19 protein-coding genes and 1 tRNA gene are annotated in these 25,444 nt (G+C 49.4%); 4 read left to right on the forward strand and 16 right to left on the reverse strand.

Going from position 1 to position 25,444, the window contains the following annotated elements:
- Positions 1–339 precede the first annotated feature (339 nt).
- The 4 genes from feoB to ATORI0001_RS06610 form a co-directional block, all read right to left on the reverse strand.
- Positions 340–3,000, reverse strand: coding sequence for a ferrous iron transporter B (gene feoB / locus ATORI0001_RS06595; RefSeq protein ID WP_003150249.1), 2,661 nt, complete (start codon positions 2,998–3,000; stop codon positions 340–342).
- An 11-nt stretch (positions 3,001–3,011) separates the two neighbouring features.
- Positions 3,012–3,242 carry a FeoA family protein gene (locus ATORI0001_RS06600; RefSeq protein WP_003150399.1) on the reverse strand — a complete coding sequence of 77 codons (231 nt, stop codon included), beginning with the start codon at positions 3,240–3,242 and terminating at the stop codon, positions 3,012–3,014.
- Positions 3,243–3,336: 94 nt separating this feature from the next.
- Entirely contained in the window at positions 3,337–3,591 is a 255-nt protein-coding gene (locus tag ATORI0001_RS06605; RefSeq protein WP_003150218.1) for a FeoA family protein, read from the reverse strand.
- A 121-nt stretch (positions 3,592–3,712) separates the two neighbouring features.
- Positions 3,713–6,625, reverse strand: a complete 2,913-nt coding sequence (locus ATORI0001_RS06610; protein ID WP_003150370.1) for a phosphoenolpyruvate carboxylase — start codon at positions 6,623–6,625, stop codon at positions 3,713–3,715.
- 258 nt (positions 6,626–6,883) lie between these two features.
- On the opposite strand from ATORI0001_RS06610, the gene ATORI0001_RS06615 reads away from it, so the two are divergent.
- A complete protein-coding gene (locus ATORI0001_RS06615) occupies positions 6,884–8,302 on the forward strand; it encodes a lipopolysaccharide biosynthesis protein (protein ID WP_003150431.1) in 1,419 nt (472 codons plus the stop codon).
- Between the two features lie 91 nt (positions 8,303–8,393).
- On the opposite strand, the gene ATORI0001_RS06620 is transcribed toward ATORI0001_RS06615, so the two are convergent.
- Complete coding sequence (locus ATORI0001_RS06620; RefSeq protein ID WP_040324650.1) at positions 8,394–8,717, reverse strand: glutaredoxin family protein; 324 nt, start codon at positions 8,715–8,717, stop codon at positions 8,394–8,396.
- Between the two features lie 278 nt (positions 8,718–8,995).
- On the opposite strand from ATORI0001_RS06620, the gene ATORI0001_RS06625 reads away from it, so the two are divergent.
- Together ATORI0001_RS06625 and msrA are read left to right on the forward strand one after the other, a co-directional pair.
- Complete coding sequence (locus ATORI0001_RS06625) at positions 8,996–9,994, forward strand: DUF5692 family protein (RefSeq protein ID WP_003150275.1); 999 nt, start codon at positions 8,996–8,998, stop codon at positions 9,992–9,994.
- 138 nt (positions 9,995–10,132) lie between these two features.
- Positions 10,133–10,630 carry a peptide-methionine (S)-S-oxide reductase MsrA gene (msrA, locus tag ATORI0001_RS06630; RefSeq protein WP_003150386.1) on the forward strand — a complete coding sequence of 166 codons (498 nt, stop codon included), beginning with the start codon at positions 10,133–10,135 and terminating at the stop codon, positions 10,628–10,630.
- A 551-nt stretch (positions 10,631–11,181) separates the two neighbouring features.
- On the opposite strand, the gene ATORI0001_RS06635 is transcribed toward msrA, so the two are convergent.
- The 10 genes from ATORI0001_RS06635 to ATORI0001_RS06680 form a co-directional block, all read right to left on the reverse strand.
- Positions 11,182–11,257 (reverse strand) — tRNA-Thr (locus ATORI0001_RS06635).
- Positions 11,258–11,350: 93 nt separating this feature from the next.
- A complete protein-coding gene (locus tag ATORI0001_RS06640) occupies positions 11,351–12,541 on the reverse strand; it encodes a 2-thiouracil desulfurase family protein (RefSeq protein WP_003150426.1) in 1,191 nt (396 codons plus the stop codon).
- 132 nt (positions 12,542–12,673) lie between these two features.
- Positions 12,674–13,528 (reverse strand): SurA N-terminal domain-containing protein, encoded by an 855-nt coding sequence (locus ATORI0001_RS06645; protein WP_003150359.1) that lies wholly within the window; start codon positions 13,526–13,528, stop codon positions 12,674–12,676.
- Positions 13,529–13,705: 177 nt separating this feature from the next.
- On the reverse strand, positions 13,706–14,560 hold the full coding sequence (locus ATORI0001_RS08045) for a HEAT repeat domain-containing protein (protein ID WP_003150194.1): 855 nt from the start codon (positions 14,558–14,560) through the stop codon (positions 13,706–13,708).
- Positions 14,561–14,589: 29 nt separating this feature from the next.
- On the reverse strand, positions 14,590–15,360 hold the full coding sequence (locus tag ATORI0001_RS06655; RefSeq protein ID WP_003150154.1) for an NYN domain-containing protein: 771 nt from the start codon (positions 15,358–15,360) through the stop codon (positions 14,590–14,592).
- A 12-nt stretch (positions 15,361–15,372) separates the two neighbouring features.
- Positions 15,373–16,497: an NAD(P)-dependent oxidoreductase gene (locus tag ATORI0001_RS06660; RefSeq protein WP_003150257.1), complete on the reverse strand. Its 1,125-nt coding sequence runs from the start codon at positions 16,495–16,497 to the stop codon at positions 15,373–15,375.
- A 75-nt stretch (positions 16,498–16,572) separates the two neighbouring features.
- The gene (locus ATORI0001_RS06665) at positions 16,573–17,607 is read right to left on the reverse strand and encodes a DegV family protein (protein ID WP_003150178.1); all 1,035 of its coding nucleotides are present in this window, start codon (positions 17,605–17,607) and stop codon (positions 16,573–16,575) included.
- Positions 17,600–18,187, reverse strand: coding sequence for a ribosome hibernation-promoting factor, HPF/YfiA family (gene hpf / locus ATORI0001_RS06670; protein ID WP_003150357.1), 588 nt, complete (start codon positions 18,185–18,187; stop codon positions 17,600–17,602). Before hpf ends, ATORI0001_RS06665 begins: the two co-directional genes overlap by 8 nt.
- A 638-nt stretch (positions 18,188–18,825) precedes the next feature.
- Complete coding sequence (locus ATORI0001_RS06675) at positions 18,826–19,575, reverse strand: ComF family protein (RefSeq protein ID WP_040324651.1); 750 nt, start codon at positions 19,573–19,575, stop codon at positions 18,826–18,828.
- A gap of 144 nt (positions 19,576–19,719) precedes the next feature.
- The gene (locus tag ATORI0001_RS06680) at positions 19,720–20,712 is read right to left on the reverse strand and encodes a DMT family transporter (protein ID WP_003150273.1); all 993 of its coding nucleotides are present in this window, start codon (positions 20,710–20,712) and stop codon (positions 19,720–19,722) included.
- A 183-nt stretch (positions 20,713–20,895) separates the two neighbouring features.
- Here ATORI0001_RS06680 and ATORI0001_RS06685 point away from each other — a divergent pair, with 183 nt between their 5' ends.
- Positions 20,896–23,823 (forward strand): insulinase family protein, encoded by a 2,928-nt coding sequence (locus ATORI0001_RS06685; RefSeq protein ID WP_003150196.1) that lies wholly within the window; start codon positions 20,896–20,898, stop codon positions 23,821–23,823.
- Positions 23,824–23,902: 79 nt separating this feature from the next.
- Here ATORI0001_RS06685 and ATORI0001_RS06690 read toward each other — a convergent pair whose 3' ends face one another.
- On the reverse strand, positions 23,903–25,414 hold the full coding sequence (locus ATORI0001_RS06690; protein ID WP_155811571.1) for a coiled-coil domain-containing protein: 1,512 nt from the start codon (positions 25,412–25,414) through the stop codon (positions 23,903–23,905).
- Positions 25,415–25,444: the final 30 nt, after the last annotated feature.

The raw sequence follows: 25,444 nt of genomic DNA on the forward strand, positions 1-25,444 counted from the left end.
GCCGACACCCAGAGTCGGCGGCTCGTGTTCTTTGCCTAGAAAGTAGGGAGAGGGTCTACCGTCTTGGGCACGTGGAACCAAAGAAGAGAGCGATTAGGGAAATCGTCTCCCGGAAGGAGTATATCCATTCCGTGATGTAAGAATAAGTTAACCTATAGAAACTTTCTAGTGAGAATGGCATTCTTCTCGCTTCTTCACAAAATCTTCAAAGTTAGACAAATCTTACTTCTATACAAAGGTAGGCTGCGCGCACCCTGAGGTACCCACAGCCTGCCTGAAACCTAACGCTTACCGCAGGCGTTTACGAGAACACAGCCTCTGTCTGCATGAACATCACCCCTACTTTGCAGAAGCAACGTTCAGGCTTGAAAGGATCTTGTCGTCCTTCTTATCCCACTTAGGAGTTGGACGGAACAGCTGGAAGAGAATACCTGCCAGAAGCACAAATGCGATCACAGTCCAAACGCCAAACGTTCCGAGGACAAACAACTCCCAGAGCTGGTTAATAATCAAGCCGACAACCCATGCAAAGATGCACTGATAACCGATTGCAAACCAGAACCACTTGGGGCTGTCCATCTGACGGCGAATCGTACCGATTGCGGCAAAGCACGGAGCGTCGAGCATGTTAAACGCCACAAATGCACACATGGCACCAACGTGGAGAACGCCACCTGCGTCGGTAAACATGTTGCCAAACGCGGACCACATGTTGACGGATTTTTCGGAAGCTTCGCCAAGACCATAGAGTACGCCAAAGGTGGAAACAAGGTTTTCCTTAGCGATAAGTGCTGAGATGGAAGCGGAAGCCGACTGCCAGTTGCTGAAGCCGAGCGGAGCGAAGATAACACCAACTGCCTCGCCGATATATTTGAGCAGGGAGTATTCCATGGCGTCACCAGGAGCGCCATCAAAGCCAGGCAAGAAGCCAAAGGCGCCAGTTCCGCCGTCCCATGTGGCCCAACCAAAGTTGGAAAGCGCCCATACACCAACGGCAGCGGCAAAGATGATGGTACCGGCCTTTACGATATAGGCGGAAATGCGCTCCCACACGTGCATGGCCCATGAACGTATGGAAGGCCAGTGGTAATCAGGCAGCTCCATGACAAATGGAGCAGGCTCACCGCTAAAGGGCTTTGTCTTTTTCAGCATGATGGCCGAGATAATAATTGCGGCAACACCCATGAAATAGAACATGGGAGCAACCCACCAATTGCTTGAGCCACCAATGAGAACACCCATCACAAGCGCAATAATCGGCTGCTTGGCGGAGCACGGGATCATCGTGGTAAGCATGGCGGTCATACGACGATCCTTCTCGTTCTCAATGGTACGCGTTGAGAGAACACCGGGAACACCGCAGCCGGAAGAAATCAGAAGCGGAATGAACGATTTGCCGGAGAGACCAAAGCGACGGAACACGCGGTCCATAACAAAGGCAACGCGGCTCATATAACCGCAGTCCTCAAGGAATGACAGCAACACAAAGAAGACAAGCATCTGTGGGATGAAGCCCAAAACGGAGCCGACACCGCCAATGATACCGTCAATGATGAGGCCGACAACCACAGGACTTGCACCGGCACTTTCGAGCGCACCCTTCACTACGTCAGGGATACTCGGGGACCAAATACCATAGCTGGAGGCCTCGGGTTCATCCGCCGAGCCCTCGATAGCGGTCTTGAAGCCATCAGCGGTAACGCCGCCGGCCGTCTTGAGAACCTGGCCTTCAGCAAGAATGGGATTACCGTCGGCATCAAGCCTGACCGGATTATCATCGGTATCAATCAGATTACCGTCTTCATCGTGCAGCGGTGTGGTTGTCGCAATAACATTTTTCTTTGAGGCTTCCTCGATGAAATTCGCAATATCCTCGGAATCCCACTCTTTTGCCTCAACAGCAGCCTGAGCAGCATCAGTGTCAATACCGGCTTCTTTAGCAGCATCGAGATATGCATCAATGGTATCGCCATAGTGATGCTCATCGAACTCTGCCTTCGCTGCTTTGTACTCGGCGTCGCCAATACCAAAGACGTGGAAACCTTCACCAAACAGATTGTCGTTCACCCAGTCGGTAGCCGCGGTACCCACCGTTGAAATAGCCAGGAAGTATACGAGCGTCATGACTGCGATAAAAATAGGCAGACCCAAAATACGGTTTGTCACAATGCGGTCGATTTTTTCGGAGCGTGTGAGCTTCTTGGGAGCCTTTTTCACCGCGGCTTCCATAACCATTGCAATCCACTCGTAGCGATCAGAGGTAATGATTGACTCAGCGTCGTCGTCACGTGATTTCTCAACAGCGGAGATAACCTTCTCAAGCTGCGCGCTCTTCTCGGCAGAAAGACCAAGAGGAGCAATGGCGGATGCATCACGCTCAAAGACCTTGATGGAGTACCAGCGGGAAAGCGCAGCAGGAGCAACGTCAGCAATGAGCTCGGCAATTTTTGTAAGCGCTGTCTCTACTTCCGGCGAGAAGCACTTGGGGCCTTGAGCAGGGATGTCTTTCTTGCCTGCTTTAATAGCAGCTTGAACCAGCTCAGTAACATTTGTGTTATGAAGTGCTGAAACTTCAACAACGGGAACGCCGAGCTTCTCGGACAAAACTTTCGTATCAATAACGTCGCCGCGCTCTTTGAGCAGGTCAATCATATTCAAGCCAACGACAACCGGACGACCTGCCTCAAGAACCTGTGTGGTCAGATAGAGGTTGCGCTCAAGGTTGGTAACGTCAAGCAGGTTGATGATGGCATCGGGGCGCTCGTTTACAATGTAATCACGCGAGACCGTCTCTTCCGGAGAATATGGTGAAAGAGAATAAATACCAGGCAGGTCAACGAAGGTAACGTTTTTATCTACGCGCCATGTTGCCTGCTTCTTCTCAACGGTAACGCCCGGCCAGTTGCCGACATATCCGTTTGATCCTGTCAGTTCATTAAACAGAGTGGTCTTGCCGCAGTTTGGATTACCTGCAAGACCAATAATGGTTTTATCGGACATCCGTTACTCCTCTAGTGAACGTCAGTGACTTCGATACTTGCCGCTTCATCCTTACGGATGGAGAGCTCATATCCACGAACGGTAAGCTCAATGGGGTCGCCGAGCGGGGCAACCTTCTTTACATGAACCTCGGTTCCTTTGGTAAGGCCCATATCCATGATGCGACGCTTTACTGCGCCGGTACCAGTCAACTTGGCCACGGTACAACTCTGCCCCACTTTCACTTCCTTCAAAGTGGACATATTTCCTCCTCCTGCCAGTTTCTCTGGCATCTAAGCCGCAAAATGCAGCGCTATACAACAACAAAATTGCCACATGAAAGCGTTAAAAACATGGTTATGGTGTCACCATAATATGGTTGGACATCTGACGGTTAAGGCCTAGGCGAGCACCTTTGACGGTCACGATAACGTCACCGTTTACTCGTGAGACAACCGACACCTCTGCCCCATCGACAAAGCCTAATGTTGCAAGATGTTGGCGTAATTCAGAGGCACCTTTCACGCCCACAATATGAGCGGTCTCTCCCTCGCCAAGCATTGCAAGTGGAAGCTGTGGTCCTCTTTGAGCACTGTCATGCTCTGTATCCATGCGTCCCCCAACAGGTAACAACAAACTAACTTAGTTTGTCTCATCGAACTCTAATCTTAGATAGTATAGGACCAAAAGTTATACAAATTCAACTTTGATTGCCAAAAAACCAAATTTGCCATTATCCCGTATTCTGTAAACCTGCCGCTACACCGGATACCGTGCACAAAATAAGATAAATAAAGCGCTCGCGTTCTTCTGGCGTGAGAGACTCTTTATGGATACGCAACTCAGACAGGGCATGTACCTGCGTAACCGAAAGTACGTTTACAAAGGGAAGGCGAAGGCGAATAACCGGACCAAGTACGCGACGGTTCTCAAGGGGCCATTTATTGCCCGTAATTGCAAGCACCCATTTTCTTGTGAGAGCCATCTCGGACAGAACCATTTCAGAGAGCTCGGCCTGGTCTCCCAGTGAAAGATAGAGCCGCGCAATACGCGTATCAACTTTTGCCAAAGACATTTCGATATTGTCGATAAAGGTCGTAAAAAGCGGCCATTCCTTATATGCCGCACGCAGACGGCCCAAATCCCCTATCGCCTCACAAGCGGTTCCCAAACCATACCAGGCAGCAAGGTTAATGCGAGCCTGAGACCACGAAAAAATCCACGGGATCGCTCTGAGATCGTCAAGCGATTTTGCCCCAAGGCCACGCTTTGCCGGACGAGAGCCAATGGGCAGAAGACCTATCTCCGTCAAAGGCGTAACAACCGAGAACCACTCAGCAAATCCTTTTGTATCCAGAAGTGTATGGAAGCGCTCTTGCGAAGCGTGGTCGAGCTCTTTTGCCAAAGACGCATACTTTATGGTCATGTCGGTATTAACGTGCTCAACGGAAGGCGCGGATTGCAAAAGCGTCGCTCCCGCCACGGATTCAACATGACGGCACGCAAGCGTTGGATCTCCATAGCGGGCAAAGATAACCTCACCCTGTTCGGTAAGCTTAAAGCGGCAATTCACCGAACCCTTGGGCTGAGAGAGAACCGCGCGATTTGCCGGTCCTCCTCCACGTCCTACCGCTCCGCCGCGTCCGTGCATCAACACAAGATCAATGTCGTTCTTCTCGGCCCACTCTGCAAGAGCGGCTTGAGCGGCATGGAGTACCAAGGTGGCAGACGTTGGGCCGGCGTCTTTTGAAGAGTCGGAATATCCCAGCATAACCTCTAAGCGACGGCCTGTTTGTGCCAAACGTCGCTGCACGTCCGGCAGCTGAATGACCTTCTCCATTATGGTTACGGCGTTTTCCAAATCTTCAATTTGTTCAAACAGCGGAATAACGTCAAGCACGGGAGCGTCCTCTTCATGCGAGAAGGACAGGCGTGCAAGCTTATAGACGTTCTCAACATCCTCGGCACTGCGCGTAAACGAAATGATATAGCGCCGGGCTGCGTTGATGCCATTCTTGCGTTGAATGGATCCGATTGCACGGAACGTATCCATGACCTCATGTGTCATGCGGTCGAGTTCGCCCTTCTCGCCCGCACGGCCATGTTCGAGAATATCTTCAAGAGCCCTCGTGTGCACGAGTGAATGTTGGCGGAACTCCATTTCAACCAGATGGAAGCCAAACGTTTGCGCCTGCCAAATGATCTTTTGCATAGGTCCGTATGCGGCGCGAACGGCGCCTGCCTTGGCAAGTGAATCTTGAACGATACGAAGATCGGCAATGTATTCCTCTGCATTTTGATACATCAGGTCCGAATTACGCTTAATGGTGGCGTTCAGGCGATCGGATATCACGCGCATGGTGGCGCGATGCAGCTCGGATCCTGCCTTATCAAATGCGTGTGACGATAAGGTCTCACTCATTTCAGTCTGATGGCTCCATAGCTGAGCTAACTCATCAGAGGGCGGTGTGGAAATTCCATCCAGCGTAAGGGAACGAGAGATATCATGGGTTGCCCGAGCCAGAGCGTCCAACACGTGCACACGGTACTTCTCGGCAACTTTGCGAGAAACACGTGCGGTGACGTTGGGATTTCCGTCCCTGTCAGAGCCAATCCAGCTCCCGGGATGGAAAAAGGGCGGGCACACGGGAGGCACCGTTCCTGCGGCGTCTCCCAGCTCCCAGTCGTCAAAGCGACGATATACGCTGGGGATCATTTCAAAAAGCGTTGTATCGAAAAGGTTCAGAATGGTGTCCGCCTCTTCGATTGGCGTAGGTTTCTTATGCGCGATTGGAGAAGTTCTAAAGAGTGCGTCAATTTCCTCAAGCATGCGGCGTTCATTTTCAAGACGCGCAATGCCGCCAAGCTGAGAGCGCTCATCTAAGAGCTCCGATATCGTGCGGATACGCTTTTCTATCGTCTTGCGACGGGCTTCGGTGGGATGTGCCGTAAAGACAGGATGGAACTCCAGACGCTTAAGGCACAGGCGTGCAGTTTCCTCTCCACACTCCTCAATAAGCTGGCGATATGCCACCGTAATGTCGTTAATGGGATTCTCGGCAGCCGTCGTAGGAACCGCCGCTTCTCGTGCACGCAGACTCTGCACGCGATAGTTCTCTTCACAAAGATTTGCAAGGTGGAAATATGTCACGAACGCACGCATTAAAAGCGTGGACTTTTCAACGGAAAGATCATCAATTTTTGAAACAAATTGCAAAAACGAGTTGAGTGAGCGCTTCTCCGCATCGGCGGTTCGTGCAGAGTCAATAGCTGCGGCGATAGAAGCAACAAAGCCTGCGGGTGATCCTTTTTCGCTTACGCGAAGCTCCTCGATGCGTGCCGAAGCATCATCGGGACCTGCTGCAATGGCGTTTACTAAGAGCGTATCAAAGCTCCGCCGCAGATCCTCATCGTATTCGCTCAATACTTTACGCACCAGCCGCAAAAAGAGCGCAAGATTGTCCCGCAGCTCAGCAGGAGCGTTAACGGCATCAATCACCGTCCGTGCCGCCGCAATTTCTGCATCGCGACGCTCTATACCAAAATCTCCACGCCGTACGGCACCTCTGATATCATCAAGGTCTTCCTTTACCGCGCGAACATTTTCCCTGCTAGAACGAATGCTGTCTATCTTAGCATCAGACATCACATCGATCCCTTCATGTCTGGGATGAGTCTCTTACTCTTTTACTTTACTCATTTGTAACAGATTTCGTGCAAAATTATGCTTTCTGTAACCAGATGTACATCGTGCCGTACAATCATACTAGTCTGTCGAGAAGAACTTGAACACAAGCTCTTCTTGCCGGCGGGCAACGTATCGCTCAAAGACGTACACATAGGCACCCCATTGCCGAGGTGTACGCAGCGCTTGAAGACGTACTGAAAGGATTTCTGTCTGTTTATGTTTGGTCGAAAGCCACAGCCAACTGAAGCGCCCAAACACCGCACCCCTCGATACTCTGACAGGGCAATCGAAGCCGACCAGGGCAAAGGTGCATCCGGTACTTTCACATCATTAGTTGGACATTGGTGGGATCGGGTTATCTCGTCCATCTTCTCCGGAGGCCTTGCTCAGCAGAGCGCACAATATCTTGCTCACCAAACCAAGCGCGATTATTTGGCCAACATCGTAGGACAGAGTTCTTGGGGTGCACTTTTTCCCTTACTTACCGTTGTCTGCTCACAGCTTGTGGGAGTAGAGCAAGCGGGTCTTTTTTCGATGGCCTTTGTTGTAGGTATGCTTTTACTCTTTGTCGCTCAATATGGGGTACGGACATTTCAAGTTTCCGACCTTGACGAGATGCAGTCGTTTTCCGATTATCAGGCGCAACGTCTTGTAACCTGTATTGGCATGATACTTGCGGGGCTCACGTGGTGTTTTCTTCGTGGCTATAGTGAGCCCATGCTTTCCATTTGCACCGGTATATTTGCGTTTCGTTTTGCCGATGGTATGGCTGACGTATATGAGGGTCGCCTTCAGCAAAAAGATAAGCTCTATCTTGCCGGTATTTCTCAGGCACTGCGTTGCATCTTGGGATTTTTAACGTTCAGTATTGTGCTGCTTATCACAAGAAATCTTGCATGGGCCACATGGGCAATGGGTCTGACGGCACTGCTCACCCTTGTTGCGGTTACCATACCTCTAGCGCTTCTCGAGACCGAAAAAAGCACGCCGCTCACTCTCAGAGGCATTAAGAGGATTTTTGTACAATGCTGGCCACTCTTTTTGGGCCTCTTTTTGTATAACCTTATTGATTCAATCCCAAAGTTTGCCATGGAAATCTCGCTTTCCTATGACAATCAGCTCTACTTCAATGCCCTATACTTCCCTGCGCATATGATTTTAATGCTATCAATTTTGATATATCGACCGCAGCTTGTTCGACTTGCCAATATCTGGGAGAATCCCGACTCCAAGCATCGCTTTGGCCTCGTAGTACTTGCAATGCTTGGTGTCATTATTCTCATTACTGCGGCCACGGTACTTTTTGTTGACAGCATTGGCATTCCGCTTAATACCTTCTTGTATGGCGTTGATTTTGAATCATATAGAGGTCTGGCGCGCGTGATGGTTATTACAGGCGGTATCTGCGCTGGTATCGACTACCTCTATCAAATTATTACGATTTTGCGCGCGCAGAAAAGTGTAACCCGAATCTATCTCATCTCAGTCATCATTGCCGTTCCCGTTGTCTTTATGATGGTGGGCTTTGACGGACTAAACGGCGCCGTCATCGGAAGCTTTACCAGTATGTCGATACTCTTCTTGTTACTGATAAGCGACTATATCAGTCTTCGACACCGTCAACGCCACGAATAAATCCATAAATACGCAAGAAGCCCGAGCATCTACCGCCCGGGCTTTTCTTACAGCACAGCTCACACTAATTGATTTGATTTACTGACTTGATTTAGAAAGAGCAACTTCCACCAATGGTGCAAGATCCACCGGCAGGTGCTGCATCGTTCTTCTCGCTTGAATCTACATGGTCAACACCAAATGTTTTACTCAGATAGGCAATGATATCGTTTGACTCATACATCGCAGTGCCGTCAATGAAAAGGCACGGCACCTGACGCTTGCCGCCGACCTCAATGAGACGATTACGAGCAGCTTCATCGGAGTCAATATCATGCAGAGGAAGCTCAATATTGTGATCCTTCATAAATGAAAGAACCTTGTGGCAATATGGGCAGGTAGGCTTAAAGAAAAGCTCTAGAGTAGGAGTAGCCATAATAGCTCGCTTTCTTCTATACAGCACACATGGCTGAGTGTTTCAATACATCCCTCATATACCCGCTTCAGGTCAAGCCTTTCAAGCATTCTCGTCTTGAGGCAACGCTTACCGCAAAATAAGGTAGGATCACCGATGAACTGTGTGCATCTTATACAAAAAGCTATACACTTTTTGTATAACTTGTCGGCTTATCAGCTTGTCGGCAGCAAGGCAGGAAGCCGGTTGCACAGATAAAACAATGCGGCACCTGCAAATTTGCGTCAAAAGGAGAGAAGATGTTGTTCAACGTATATGGAGACCACGCCATCTTTCAGTGGCTTGGTTGGATTGCGGTCTTTGTAGCGCTTATCGTCACCAACGAAATTGCACGACGCTCAAAGGCGGGCGGCATTTTTATGTTTGTTGTCCTACCGCTTGCCATGACCATCTATTGCATTGCAATTGCAATCGGCGTAGCAAACGGACAAGAATGGGCCATCAACAATCCAACCAACGTATATCAAAACAGCTGGTTCCATTATGCCAAGGTATATGCAGCGCTTACCGGCTGCCTCGGATTTATGGTCATTAAATATCACTGGGGAAAGCTCGGCAAAGCGCACTGGTTTAAGGCATTTCCTTTTGTCATCGTTGCCATCAATATTTTGATTGCCGTCGTCTCCGACTTTGAAAGTGCGTATCACTTCTTTGCACTTGGCGAGCAGACTTGGGTCACCTCCGAAGGCGCCACTCAGGTTGCCGGCTGGAACAATGTGTTTAACGGCATCGCCGGACTCTTGAACATCTTCTGCATGACCGCTTGGTGGAGCGTCTATACCTCCAAAGATGAGCGCGACATGCTTTGGCCCGATATGACCTGGGTCTTCATCATCGCGTACGATATCTGGAACTTCTGCTACACCTATAACTGCCTGCCGCATCACGCATTCTTCTGCGGCTTTGCACTCCTTCTTGCCCCAACGGTCGCCAACGCTCTGTGGAACAAGGGTGGTTGGATTCAGAATCGTGCAAACACGCTGGCCATCTGGTGTATGTTTGCTCAGGTCTTCCCTGCCTTCCAAGAGAACAGCGTATTTGTGACTCATTCGGTACTCAATTACAACACCAATGTCATCGTGTCTGTCATTGCGCTGATAGCAAATGTCCTCGCACTTGGCTATATCATTTACCGCTCTAAGATGCAGGATATCAACCCCTACACGCACGATGTCTTCCGGGGTACTCGCGATTTTGAGCAGGCAGTCGCCCGTATTGCTCCCGGTGAGATGGAGTAGAGTCCGGGCATTCCTCTCGGATAGTTTGAGGACTACCCTGCTATCAGCATTTGTTATCTGCACTAAGATATCCGGCTTGCACATGCAGGCCGGATATGTCATATGTATTACATTCATTTCGGCGTACTAAGGAGTACCATGTCAGAGATTTACCTTGCGGGCGGATGTTTTTGGGGACTCGAAGAATACTTCTCTCGCATTAACGGCGTCACAAAAACTACCGTTGGGTATGCAAATGGAACCACCGAGGCTACCGACTATCAGCAGGTACATACTACCGATCATGCCGAAACTGTTCATGTTACCTATGATGAAGCCGTAATTTCTCTTACGGATATTTTGCGTTATTACTTTCGCGTTATTGATCCTCTCTCGATTAACAGACAAGGTAACGATGTTGGGCGGCAGTATCGCACGGGTATTTACTACAGCGTGGATACAGACCTTCCGGTCATTAATAGAGTTGTCGCAAGCCAAAAGAAAAAGCTTAGTACTGAGCTTGCCGTTGAAATAGAACCACTTCGTAACTATATTCTTGCCGAGGATTACCACCAAGACTATCTCAAGAAAAACCCTGGCGGTTACTGTCATATTGATGTCAACAAAGCACATCAGCCGTTGACCCCAGAGGAATAGAGTTCGAAGAGAAAACCGCCAGAAATCACCGGTAAACTTAACTTTTAAAAATTCTGCTCTGATTTCACGGTTTACGGGTGGTTTTTAAAAGCAAAACTTGTGTTTAGTGGTGGTTTTTCTCGGATTTGAGCGTTTAGTGGTGAATCAAATCACCCGTAAACATTCAATTTGATACCAAACCGTTGTCTCATATGAAAAGCACAACTAAAGCAAAACGGCTGCCTGCAGATTTGCAGACAGTTGTTGATACGCAATTTCAACGATTGCGAGAAAACCTTACGAGCATAATCATACTGCCGAGCGCTGCCAAAAATGCGCCAAGTATGGCTTATATTGCCATATTTACTGCAAGTTTGGCATATATTTAACTAAACTTGCTGCAAGTATGGTTAATCGTGCCCAACTTGCTGCAAGTTTGGCAGCGCTGTTCCGGTAACACTAACTTGGCGCATTTCTGGCAGCGCCGTTCTGGCAACACCAAGGCAATCAAAGCGCTTCAAGCATCTCACACAAAAAAGGTAGCCGCCACAAAGCGACTACCTGCGATTTCATGGAGCCAGCTACCAGACTTGAACTGGTGACCCCCGCTTTACGAGAGCGGTGCTCTACCAACTGAGCTAAGCTGGCACACGATACGTTGTAAGGTCTCTTAAGACAAACCATACAAGCATGTGCGGCTAACAACTATACGGGGAACACCGGCGCATTTCAAGCCATAATTTAGAGAAGACGCAAAATACCCCTCACAAGCCGCTCAAAATCATCCGCGTAGTGCTCTGCCGCTTCAAGAACGCTCTTGTGCGTAGTACCCCGAGCACCGGCAGGATTGGCTGCCAGTGTAAGTCCCAACACATTCATGTTCAGCGCACGAGCCATAATAACTTCAAGCGCCGTTGAAACGCCCGTGTATGAGACATTCATGGCTCGTAGCATGTTCACTTCTGCTGGTGTCTCAAAGTTAGGACCGAGAAGACCGGCAAAAATCCCTTCTTCTACCGTAATACCCAGATCGTCGGCCACGCCTCGTGCAAGCGTACGGAGATAGGGAGAATACGCATCATTCATATCAACAAAGGGAGTTTCAACATTCTTGAGGCCGGCCCACTCAGCAAGAGGATTGGTACCGGTAAGGTTAATCTGATCGGTAATAATGCCAAGACCGGTACCGGCATTTCCCGGAACGGCTCCCGTGGCACCTGCAAAAATGATATCGCGACAGCCCAAATGATGTGCGTGCTGCACTAACGCCGTTACTTCGGCTGCGGAATATCCCTGGTATAGATGTACGCGACCCGGATATACCACAACGGGCACGCCGTCGATGGTTCCTATGGTAGCCTCAAAGCTATGTCCGGTAACCGGCTGGGCATCTACCGGAAATCCCTCAATATCACGGTAATCAATGCGACGCACCGGCTTCACGAGGTTTGCTAAATGTCCAAGACCGGTTCCCAACACAAGAGCAACAGGATGCTCAACGGATGGCTTTATCTCTTCGACGGTCTTCTCGGTAACCACACAAATCCCCTCCTCTTCTAAGTGACGGGCAAAAATACCCTCACCGGGAATGAGTTTTCCTGAATATGTACCATCATAGACCTCATGAACTCCGCAAGACGGGCTTTTAGCCTTCAAAACGGCAAGCGTTGCTCCAAATTCTCGAGCGGTGGCAAGGGAGCAGAGCGCTCCTTTCTGAAAGCTATCGGTAACCTCAGTGCCGTCCTTAAGCCATATACGACCATCCCGCTGTTCTGCCGGCGGCCGTGGGGTTGGCAGTCCGGAGCGAACCTCCGGACACAAGTGCATTGCTTCAACCTTTGAAGCAAGCTCCTGGACCGCACGAGATGTTTTTGCGCCGCCGTCATATCGAACGGGAAAGCCAAGCAGACACGCGCTTATTACAACCTTCATCACGCTTCCTATCTCCAAAATAAAACCTGTAATCATGATACTGATTACAGGTTTTATGGATTAGTGGCTACATGATTTTGCTCCACAAATTACACGACATACATCGCAGAGCATAAACCACCGAAACACAGACTATAGTGCGAGAGAGTAAATAGACACGGAGGACTTTTCGAGCAATTTATTTGCCGCATCGCGCCACTCTGCAGTTGCCTGAGCCGCCACCTGCTTGTAGTTGCTGCCGGCAACCTTGTAAGCCTCCAGAGCTGCCTCATACGTTGCAGAATCGTTAGAAATTGAATAGCTGTTCAGCGCCTTGTAATAAGGACCATCGGTAGAAGCCCACGTGTTCTTATCGGCACTCCACTCATCGCCTGCAAGATCAATAATGTACTTGGCATAATCCGCGTTTGCTGTATCTTGCTTGCCGTCGGATGGTGCGGTTGGCATGGTAGGAGCAGCGGGAAGTTTGGTGGTAATAACGGACTCGCGATACTTCTGTATGACTACCGCCTGGCGGAGAAGTTCCTTGGTAGCATCAGCTGAAAATCCGTACTGCTTACCGATAGCCTCATAATCATCGGTCTGAAGATTCTTCTTGGCGTATTCGCTTATCTCATCGTCGGATGCGGAAAAACCAGCCGCCTCAGCGCCCTTGAGAATAACCTGATTGCGAGCATAGGCAAAAGTCTTATCCATAGAAGGAAGCGTATACGTACCGTCTTTCTGCTTAGCGCCATCTACGCCGGTTGAGGAATCAAGAACCTGTCGAGCGGTGATATTTTCAGTCTTTCCGTCAACCGTATATGAACCAATAGGAGAATCAAGCTCAGCTTCGGAAACCGCGGTCTTACCGAGTACTGAAGTGGATCCGGCTCCTCCCGGAATAGGAAGGAAATGACCAATTACCACTCCAATAACGAGAGCAACCACAATCGCCACAGGCAGCACGATTTTGATGTTCATGTGCTTTACATCTACGTTTGGCATAACAAACCTTTCATACTCATACAATGCATACTTCAATTACTTACTTCGTAAGAAACCGTAAGAAGTGTACCCTATTGTGAAGGGTTGTGTGTCTCACGCACACTCTCCTTCACATATACATGCTCTCTTCTCTTCACATCCACCGTGGCGAGAAAAACTTCTTGCAGAAAAATAAAGCTATTGAGCAGCCGCCACGATCTCAGCAGAGAATTTCTGTATATATCCCGTTGCATTTTCTGCGTCGAACGCAAAGCGCTCTTTAAGGGCTGCTTTCGTCTCTTTAGAAATGGCGCCTTTCGCAAAATTCAAAGTTCCGACAAGCATGTCATAGTATTCTGCATCACCGTGGTAGCACTGAATTGCCTCATTTAAAAGCGGCCATGCCTGATCGGAGTGCTTTTGCGATGTTGCACCATAGCGTGTCAAAAACAGAAACGCCGCAAGACGAACCGTTGATGAAGTGTCATCAAAAAGTGATGCCTCTGCACCGTCAAACGCTTTGATAACTTCATTCCCATAAGACTCACTTAAGCTTGCTAAAGCGGCAAGAATCTCCCAACGAGTCTGAGCTTCCGGTCGATACAGCGCATCAATAAGATCTTCAACCCTACCTTCAAATGCTTCGGGAGTTGTCTGCGCAATCTCTGCAATTTCATGAGCTGCTTCTTGACGCCGGCGGCGGCTTGGGTTTGAAAGACTTTCAATAAAGGACTCAATTTCTTTCTTCTGAGTGGCAGTGAGACCCTTTGATTTTGAATCCTTTTTTGTGGGACTCACCGGAGCAGAAGTTTCTTCTTTAGAAGCCTTTTCTTTAGGGGACTCTTCTTTGGAAGCCTTTTTAGCCGCAGGCTTCTTAGTGGAAGTTTTCTTAGCCGCAACTTTCTTATCTGCGGACTCCTTAGCAGCAGGCTTCTTGGCTGTAAACTTCTTAGTAGTCCCAGAGGCCCTCTTACTCTTTTTATCGGTCTTCTCGCCGTCCTTATGGTCGGCTTTCTCAACGACCTTCTTATCAGTCTCTTTTTTAGTAGCCATCGAAGCAATTCCTTTCTCTGCTCTTCGGCTTACTCATCACTAAAACCGTCTACCATTGTTCCGGTTTTTTCATCCTTATGAATTTTAATAAATCCTAATCGCGAAGCTTCCTGAAGTAAAGCAGTAAACGTACGATATCCATATGTCGTTTCAGAGAAATCGGGACGCTTACGTTTCATGGTCAGCTTGAGTTGTGAGGCATAAATTGCCTGGTCATTTTCGCTTTGAAGCGAATCAATTGTCTGGAATAACAACTTATAGCAGCTCTGTTTATCTTTTGCGACTTTATTCTTATAGCTTGGGAAACGAGTAACCGCGCTAAATTTCTCTTTTTTCGCAATATCTTCATAAAAGATAAACTCATCACATACATTTTCAAGCAAGGATGCCGTTCCCTTTTTGCGCCCAATACCAATAACGGTTTTGTCATACTCCTTGAGCTTTGCCACCAAGGGAGAGAAATCCGAATCTCCTGAAAGAATGGCGAAGGTATCAATGTGATCTTTGGTAAGGCATGCCTCCAGCGCATCAACAGCCAAATGAATATCGGCGGAGTTTTTCCCTTTTTGAGAATTATCAGGAATCTCAATAAGCTCAACGCCAAGCTCGTGCAGGGCAGGCTTTACCGCCTCGTGACGACTCCAGTCGCAGTATGCGCGTTTTATGGTAATTCGCCCTTTGTCAACAAGCCGCTCAAAAACAAGCTTTAAGGCACCTCGAGACCCATTGGAACCTACCGGAAAATTTTCATAATCAATAAATACCGCAATGGAACTCTGCGGAGTTGTTATATCGCTCAATGTTGCTACTTTCTAGTGTTTATGGTGGTGATCGCAGGTGTGCTCATGACTGTCGTGGTGGTGACCACCGCAGCAATCATGGCCTTCATGATGGTGCTCACCACAGCAATCATGGCCTTCATGGTGATGATTGCCGCAGCAATCGCCGTCCTCGTGGTGGTGACCGCCACAGCAGTCGTGATCCTCGTGATGGTGGCCACATTCCTCTTCTTCGGAATCAAGCAGCGACCAATCAATCCCGGCGGCAGTTCCCGTTTGTTCATCACTATACAAAAGGGTAAGAGCTTGCGTACCCATACGGGATCCACCCACTTGACACAGCATATCAAAGAGGGCAAATGCCGTCTCAGTGCCCGGAAGCGTAATATCCAAATCCTCAGATTGTGCAAGTGCCAGCGCAATATCTTTGCGGAAGTGCTCGGCCAAAAATCCGGGAGTAAAATCACCCTCGAGAGACTTAGGTGCAAGTTCTTGAAGTGCGCGAGAAGAACCCATGCCGGACGCAATCATCTCAAGTGTCTGTTTGACATCCAATCCTCCTTGCTGGGCAAGAGCCATTGCATCTGCATAGCCAATCATGCAAGACGCAAGGGAAATCTGATTGCACAATTTGGCAATCTGACCCATACCTGCTTTGCTCATGCAATAAATTTTTGCAGAAAACGTTTCAAGAAGCGCTCGTATGGGCTCAATATCTTTCTCTTTAGCTCCGGCGATAAGCGTGAGCGTTCCGGACTTTGCACCGGCCTCACCACCGGTAACCGGACAATCTATTGCGTGCTTGTCGTCAATCTCTGCGGCATCATGAATATCGCGAGCCAACTGCGGAGACGAAGTCGTTAAATCAATCATCCAGGCCCCACGTTTACTTGCACGAAGAATGCCATCGGAAGAGAGATAAACATCCTCAACATCGCTCGGATATCCAACCATAGTAAAAATCACATCGGCATTGGTAACGGCATTAACAACACCATCAGCCCAATGAGCCCCCTTGGCGAGAAGTCCCTCAGCCTTAGATTGCGTTCTTGTGTACACCGTAACGTCGTACCCGGCATCAAGAATATGCTCCGCAATGGGCACGCCCATTATTCCTGTACCAATAAAGGCGATTTTAGAACTCTTGCCTAACAACATGTGTAAACCCTTTCATATACAAAAAACTGCTTATGGTAAATCCGTTTATTTTTACCCGCATAAAACAATTACGTACTATTGCTTGTTACCGCGAACCTTACTTGCAATCTTATCGGCAAGAGAGAGCTTCTCGCGGCGATCGGTACCCCAAAAGACAACCGCAACCATACCGGGTCCAACATGAGAGCCAATAACTGGGCCAACGGTACTCTGGATGATGGTGATACCCTCACAGCCTTTCTCTTTTCTCAGCTGTGCCTCAACCCACTCGGCATCTTTCTTTGCGTCTGCCGAGACGATAGCCACAGGAAGCGAGAGATCGTATGAGTAGTTATCACGAAAGTCCTGGATAATAGCGCGGAGCGCTTTTTTGCGACCGCGACAAATACTCTTGAGCGAGAGTGCTCCAGCAGCATCGTAGGATATCTCAGGTTTGACATCCAGCTTGCCACCAATATTTGCCGCAGCAGGCGGGATGCGACCTCCCGCTGCAAGAGCGTCAAGCGTTTCAAGCGTAAAATATCCATGCAAGAAGTAATGAGCATCGTTTGCCCACTTGGCAAGCTCATGTGCCGTGAGTCCGGAATTTGCCTGATGAACCGCCTCGATAGCAAGTAATTCTGCCGCTACTGACGGAGCACCATTATCTATCACATATAACTCAAAATCCGGATATTGCTCCTTAATCATCTGAGCTGCCTGCTGAGCCGCATAAAACGACGAGGAAAGAGCCGCCGGAAAGCAGAGATACACCGTTGGTATACCGGCCTTTGCCGAACGCTCAAAAACCTCAAAGTAATGACCAGGGGTTACCGCGGAAGTTTTATAGTGAAGCTGCTTGTTCTTGCGCATACTTTCATAGAACTCATGCGCGGAAGCACTCTTCCAACCATCGTCGAACTTCTCGCCATCAGGTCCTGTATACGGGAACTGGATGACCTCAACTCCCAGCTGTTCTGCAACCCCTGGCGCAAAGTCTGCGGTTGAATCCACAATAATGTGGACACCACTTGGCTTGTGGTACGCCGTACTAAGCGTATGGTTTTGGTTAGCCGTAACCTGCTCGGTTGCAGAAGTTTGTACACTCGTCTCATCGACGTGTTTAGTCATTCTGTTCCTCAATCCTTGGTTTAATGATGCCGTATCCACCGTTCTTACGATGGTAAATAACATTCGTCAAACCTGTTGTAGAGTTCACAAAAACGTAAAAATCATGGCCGAGAAGATCTGTCTGAACGAGTGCTTCCTCTTCTGTCATAGGCAACAGATCAATGTACTTCTCACGTACAAGCTGATCATCAAGATCTTCAGCCGGTGTTTCAATGAGGTTGGCCAGCTCTTCTTGAGACAGCGCACGTCCACGCGTATTTTGGGCATGATGGTGCTTATCAACAATGCGCGTCTTATACTTGCGAAGCTGACGCGTAACCTTTTCTGCGGCCTCATCAATGGCACCATACATATCATCGCCACTTGAAACCACACGTACAACGCTGTTTCTCACAAATACCGTTACCTCAACCGACTTACGTTCAAGATTTGAGGGGTTTTTATCCACACGAAGTACAACGTCACACGTCATAGGTTGGATATCAAAAACCTTTAATGCGTCACCAATTTTTTCTTCAACATGAGAACGCAGTGCATCAGAAACCGTTACCTTGCGCCCGGAGATTTTGATATCGACCATTCGGACCTCCTATCGATGACAAACGCAATCTTTGATACAAAGATTGTTGCTCATTTGATACCCATTAGTACCCCAGATGTGTCCGTAGATACCAAAATAACGGTAAACGGAAGAGGATATTCGGCAGACGTCTTTTGTTAATGCTCTTATACCTGCCACATCGGTACACGTTTTTCCGTATGCTCACAACACTCATATAGCGTTTTGTATCAGAAAATAAAGTGCCTTTCCAGCTGACCTGGTATTTGACCCCACACTCGCGCACTGGAGCGTTTGCTCAAGAGTTTGCTCAAGAAACACTATCACTCAAAGCTCTCTCGTCTGTGAGACTACCTGTCTCAAATATATCAGACGGTGCGACTTACTTCTAGGACGAGCCATGCTCGTTTGGAACCGCTCTTGGGTTTCAAACTTACGTGGATCCTTTTGACCTCGTCTGCCTTGGACTAAAGCGGACACCTGCGCATTTACGTCGTTTGTGTATTTACACATCCCTGCAATCACACATTCTCGTCTGCTCGCAACCACAGACCTGGAAAGGCTCTTTAAGTATACCCTTTGCGCACCAAGCATCTCTCGCTAAATACGTGCAGATATCCCCTCATACACGCCCGCAGGTTGACCGAATACCTTACGTTTCACCAAACGCGCGCAAGTGCCCCAACCGTTACCGATTGCGCACCGTGAGCCAACAAAACACGAGCTGCCTCCCTCGTTGATGAGCCTGTTGTAATGACATCGTCAAGCAGCAGCAAACAGGCGCCTTCCACATCAGAAACTGAAGTTATCGTTCCGCGTAAATTTGCAGCGCGATCATGCGCATTGAGAGTTCGCTGATCTTGTGCGGCCGGGCGTGCAAGTACGTCAATGAGCGGCAGCTGTGATTGTTGGCAAAATGCCTGAGATACCAAGTGCATATGGTCAAAGCCGCGGCGGATAAACGCCTTTTTCGTAGCGGGTACAAAGCATACTCCGTCAATAGTTCCTGCATCCCATCGAGGCAGACCGTCACGAGCTTCCCACTGCGCCGCCTCCTCCAATGCAGTCAATATTGCGGCAGCCACAACAGGCGCAAGCCTGAGTTCATGAGCATCTTTGAGATTGGTTACAATGCGCGCAGGAGGTCCTTTAAACCCCATCGCACAAACGGTACTTCTACTCTCCCATACCACATGAGGTTCTTTTCTGGTTATACACTCCGAACAGACAAGAGAGCCAAACGGAGCGCCGCAATTTGGACAGGCCCACCTTTGTTCAATCCACGGAAGCTTGGAGATGCATTCTTTACAGAGAAGCTCCCCGGGCATGTCACACGCCACACAACGCGTTTGCCACAAAAGCTCGGATACGCCATCAGAAACGTAATGGAACACCGGAATTAAAGACATACCAACCCCCGTATACTGGGGGTCTTTTCTTGTAAGCACTATAGCATAACGACCTTGCTCAAAATCCCAAGACAGCACTGAGGAAGCATCCGGCACATTTGATATGCACAACTATGCCAAGACTAAGCTGCGACACGGCCGCTTCTACGCCGTCAGCACAACCATTCCTAAGATAAGCCCGAACCCAATGAAATCGGTCACGCTAAAGGAAGTCCCCAGAACAATAACGGTCGTAATCGTAGCCATTACCGGCTCAATGGTTCCAAGGAGCACCGCACGCATGGAGCCCGCATCCTGAACGCCTTGTAGATATAGTCCGTATGCAAAAAAAGTGCCGACGGTAATACCAACAACCACAAGAATCCAACCAAAAGAATCAAGCGGCGGCATATGGTTCCACGGTTGATATACAACGGCAAGACACACTGAAGAAAACAAGAACGCAATCCCGTTAAAGACAAAGTTGCCCCACTGTTCCATAAGTTTTTTAGGCAGAATCGACAGCGAAGTTTGTGCACAGGCACACAGAGCTCCCCAAAATACGCCGCGCAAAGGTAAACGTAAGCTTGAAAGATCTCCGCCCGTAACCAGCAGATAAGTGCCGATAAGAGCCATGGCAATCCCAAGCACTTCTCGCTTACGAGGCCCCCTGCGTGCCTTAAAACATACAAAGAATAAGACCCCAAGCATGCCGAGTGCCTGCATGATAGTTGCCGTGGCTGAATTTGTAGCATCAACCGCATATATGTAGGCAATCTGGGAAAAAAGAATTGCCGTAAAACTTACTGCAAAGATCTTACCCAAAGCCTGTCTGTCATGTATCGCCTGCGTCAGACGTTTGCGATCAACAACAGTCGCTGCTCCTAAAAAGAGTAATGCCGAGAAGAACTCACGTACGTCAATGAGCCAAAGCGGTTCAACGTGATACACGTCCAGCAGATATTTTGCGGCCGTACCAAAAGCTCCCCATGCCGCGCCTCCAATAAGCACACACAGCATACCTCGGTGAATGCGCGCCTTATGTCTATCCGATACAAGGCCAATGGAAGCCTCAGCTGCCTCCTGTTCAAACGTTTGGGCGTCCTCAGAGGTCTCTTGCACCACGCGCTCTGAAGTCGCGCCAGATTGAGGAGACATATGGGACCAAGAAGACGAATCTGATGGAGAGGGACAAGTCATAGAGATATAAATCTTTCGTTACAAATGGCGCACAAGCCATACTATCGTGTGCCAAACAGGTACAGTTAAACATATAGGTAACCATACACGACTCAACCTATGTAATACGCGAGAATCACGCGAGAATTCGAGGAGCGTTCCATGACAATAGATACATCACAAAAACTCCACGTCAATGACCATATCGGTGACTTCGTTGTTACAAGCATCGAAAAGTTACCTGAGATATCCGGAACCGCGTTTGTCTTTTCCCACGTGCCCTCAGGGGCTCGCTTGCTCTGGCTTGCCAACGATGATGAAAACCGCTCATTTGCCATCGGCTTTAAGACGCCTCCTCAAAACGACACCGGCGTCTTTCATATTCTTGAGCACTCCGTACTGTGCGGATCAAAAGCCTACCCGGTTAAAGAGCCATTTGTAAACCTGCTGAAGACTTCCATGCAGACGTTCTTAAATGCCATGACGTTTCCTGATAAGACAGTCTATCCCGTTGCCTCAACAAACATTACCGATCTTGAAAACCTTATGAGTGTTTACCTCGACGCGGTTCTCCATCCTGCAATCTATCAGCGTAAACGTATTTTTGAACAAGAGGGTTGGCATCTTGAGGCAGACGACGAAGGGGTCTTGTCCTACAACGGCGTTGTCTTTAATGAAATGAAAGGCGCCCTGTCAGATCCCGACCGCGCGCTCTATAGCCACATCAGCGCCCGACTCTTTCCCGATACCGCATACGGAAAAGAATCGGGCGGGATGCCACGCGCCATCCCTCAGCTCACGTACGAGGAGTTTCTTGATACACACGCACGTCACTACACTCTTTCAAACAGCTATACCATTCTCTATGGAGACCTTGACATCGCGCGCGAACTGTCCGTTATTAGCACACATTTTGCAGGTGCCGAGAAGCGCAATGCTGCTGCACCCAACCCTCTCCACGCACAAACGCCCGTCTCGCCGGAGCCTGCCAAATTTGAAATGGCAACCACACCCGACAACTCTGCCATAGGCCTTGGGTATGTTTTGGGAAGCGCAGATCAACGCACGCGCATGCTTGCCGCCGACATTCTCTTTGATACCCTCATGGGCTCTAATGAGGCTCCTCTTAAACGTGCCATACTCGACACAAACCTTGCCGACGATTTCAGCTACTACTTATCCGACGGCCTTCTTCAACCCTTCTTGTTCCTTGAGATCAAAGGCCTCCGCAGCCAAGAGGCTCCGCAGAGCTTCCGCACACTTGTCGAGAATACCTGCGCAGAAATTGCAGCTGCTGGCATCCCGTATGCCAAACTTGAAGCGTCCGTCGCGCAAGCCGAGTTTAATCTGCGTGAACACGACCTACCTTTCTCCGACGGCATCGAATATACGCAAAAATCGCTTGAAAGCTGGCTTTATGACGATGCTCGTCCATACGATTACATCAAGTATGAGGATGCCCTGACAGAAGTTAAAAAAATGCTTGCCGGTTCTGGGTGCCCCGGAGGAGCTTTTGAAACGCTACTCCTTGAACTTGTCTGCCACAACTCCCACCGTGCCCAAGTCGAGCTTGTACCAACAGAAAAGGAGCAGGTGGATGAAGAAGTAGCGGAACTCAAACGGCTTCGCCAGCAGATGGATGCAAACGACATCGAGCGCATCCGCGAAGAGGTCAAAGAGCTTCGCAAAGAGCAGGAAACACCTGACGATCCTAGCGATATTGCAAAGCTTCCGTTTCTCTCGCTCTCTGATATTGGGCCCGCAAAACCGCAACCACAGCCGATTGTGGTAGAGGCGCCGCTCCCCTGTCTTGCCCATGAGCTTGATACCCATGGTATTGACTATGCCTATCACTACTTTGATCTCACACACGCCGTTTCCTACGATGAACTTCCTCTCGTAGGAATTCTCTCCGATGTGCTCGGTAAGCTTGATACCGTTCAACATTCAGCTTCTGACCTGGACACTCTTATTGAAGCAAATCTAGGAGCGCTTGCATTTTTTACCGAAGTTTATTCGAAGGATCGCACCGACTTTGCACAGCCGGTACTTGTTGTTGGCGCCTCCGCTTTGACAGATCACACACAGCAGCTTGCGTCCATCCCCGCCGAAATATGGAGCAGTACAAACTTTACCGACCTCACGCGCCTAAAAGACATCCTTACGCAACGACGCATAGGTCTTGAACAGTATTTTATAAGTTCCGGACACGCCGCCGCAATCAACCGCACACTCACTTCTTACGCCGCCTCAGCGGAGGTTACCGACATGCTCGGAGGTATCTCGTTCTATTGCTACCTCAAGGATCTGCTCGCCCACTGGGACGAACGTGCACAAACCCTTCCCGCACAACTTGCCGATCTTAGTGCACGCATCTTTTGCGCCAATGCGGTCACGGTCAGCTTTACCGGATCGGCAGCAAGTCGCGAGAAGTTCTGGCAAACCGCAGGAACTCTCGGACTTCCCACACAACCCGCGCACGACCACACGCTTATTGTGCCCGCACCGGCACTCAAGCGAGAGGGCTTCACTATCCCCTCAAACGTCAGCTATGTGGGCTTTGGATTTTCCAACGCGCGCGATGGACAACGTGAAACCGCCGGCGCATGGCAGGTTGCAAGCCGCGCCATCACCCTCGATTATCTCTGGAATGAAGTGCGTGTTAAAGGCGGGGCGTATGGTGTTGGCTTCAGGCCTTCTCTTATGGGTCTTGACTCGTTCTTCTCGTATAGAGATCCATCCGTGGATGCCACTCTTAATCGCTACCTTGGCACCAATGAGTGGCTCTCACAGTGGACTCCTGACAAAAATGAGCTTGAGGGCTATATAGTTGCCTCGGTTGCAACCGTTGACGCTCCTGTTCGCCCTCGTGCCCTCGCACGTCGTCAGGATATCGAGCGCTTCAACGACCGTCCTCAAAACCGCCTCGATCAGCTCCGTGAGCAAATGTTGCATACCGATGCCAAAAGCTGTCAATCTCTTGGTCAGTCGCTTCCAACGAACGCTACCGACAAGTCCATAGTGGTTTTTGGTCCGCGAGAAGCGCTTGAAGCGTCGGAGCTTGACCTTGAAATTATCGATTTGATGTAGTTTGTCAGATTGTTTACGTGAAAAAACCTCCCGTTATAAAACGAGAGGCTTTTGTACCTTACATATGGCCGCTTAACTCTTAATCACGAAAGTGTTTAGCTTTATATGTGCGCACTGCAGAGGCACCGACAAACGCTGTGCCAAGCAGAGTAGCAGCACCGATGCCAAGTGCGCTGGCATCGCCTGTTTCAGGCAGGGTCTGTGCGTTCTTCTTATGAGCGCTCTTTTTGCCCGCCTTTTTCTTAACTTTTACTTCTTTTTTCTGCGAATCTTTAGCGGGCTGAGTCTGTGGGGTTGCCTCTTTTTCAGCAGACTGCCTGAGCATATGAAGATTTACCTCGGCAGCAAGTTTGTCGGAATCTGCCTGATCAGCTTTTGCTTTTGCATCATCATAAGCAGCTTTCTTTTTGGAAAGAGCTTCATCCGCTTGCTGAGCAGCATCGACGGCGCTCCTCAGACGCTGGATATACTGATTGAGATGGGTAAATTCGGCATCGGTTATATTGGGGGTGTCTGTACCCTTATAGTCAAGCGCTTGCGCACGCGTATTGGTATCGCGAGCGGAGCGCAGGCGAGCTTTTGCGGCAGTAAGACGTGCGGGAGCATCGGCAGCATTCTGCTGTGCGTCTGCAAGTGCAGTCTGCGCCTTTGCAAGCTCCTTTGACGCCGCGTCCGCTGCAGCACGCTTGTCAAGCACCTCCTGCCAGATACCTAGGTGCTCATCATAGTCATCACGGAGTTCCTCGTACTTCTCCTGAGCGGAAGCAGATTTTGCAGCGGCGTCATCAGCCTCAAGCGTTGCCTTATCCAGATTCTTTCGAGCGGTTTCCTCTACAGCACGGGCTTTATTCAGTGCTTCCTGGGCGGCTGGGCGGTCCTCAGGAGCTGCGTCTCTTAAAGCCTGTTCCTTAGCGGCAAGATCGGCTCCGGCTGCAACGGCTGCTTTATGAGTGGCCGTAAGCTTCTCCTGCGCTTTCTGTACAGCTACTTCAGCATCGTCGAACTTCTTCTTGGCATCGTCCATCTTTGCCTTATCCTGCGCAACGACTGCCTCAGTCACACCAGCATACGCAGCGTTTTTCTCGGCTGTTTTGAGCTTGCTTTTTGCATCGGCATCTTTAGCGGTTGCACCGGTAACGTTCTTCTGAGCATCAGCGATGTTCTTGGCTGCATTATCAACGTCAGCCTGTGCTGTATCAACCGCAGACTTTGCAGCATCCTCAGCAGCCTGTGCGTCTGATTTTGCCTTATCAAAAGCACTTTGCGCGTCAGTATGAGCCGTATCTTTCGCAGCATTGGCCTTATCTGCAGCTTCCTTTGCCACATCAAATTCACTCTTTGCAGTTTCTTTTGCAGCACGAGCAGCATCCGCAGCAGCGGTTGCTTCAGCGACTTGCTTCTCGGCCTCAGGAATGGTAGTGGGTCTACCATTTGTGCTCTTGGCTTCAGTGGCCAGAAGACCACTTGTCAAAGCTTCTTGAGTGGGCTGAGCAAATGCGGGGGCGGCACCAGCGGCCACAATGGCAGCTGTGGTAATTGCCGCAGTCACCGTGGCAATACGTTTGGGTCTTTTGACTCTTTTGACGTTCATGTCACCTTCCTGTTCACGTTCATAACCTTT

Source organism: Lancefieldella rimae ATCC 49626 (assembly GCF_000174015.1).
Lineage (GTDB): Bacteria > Actinomycetota > Coriobacteriia > Coriobacteriales > Atopobiaceae > Lancefieldella > Lancefieldella rimae.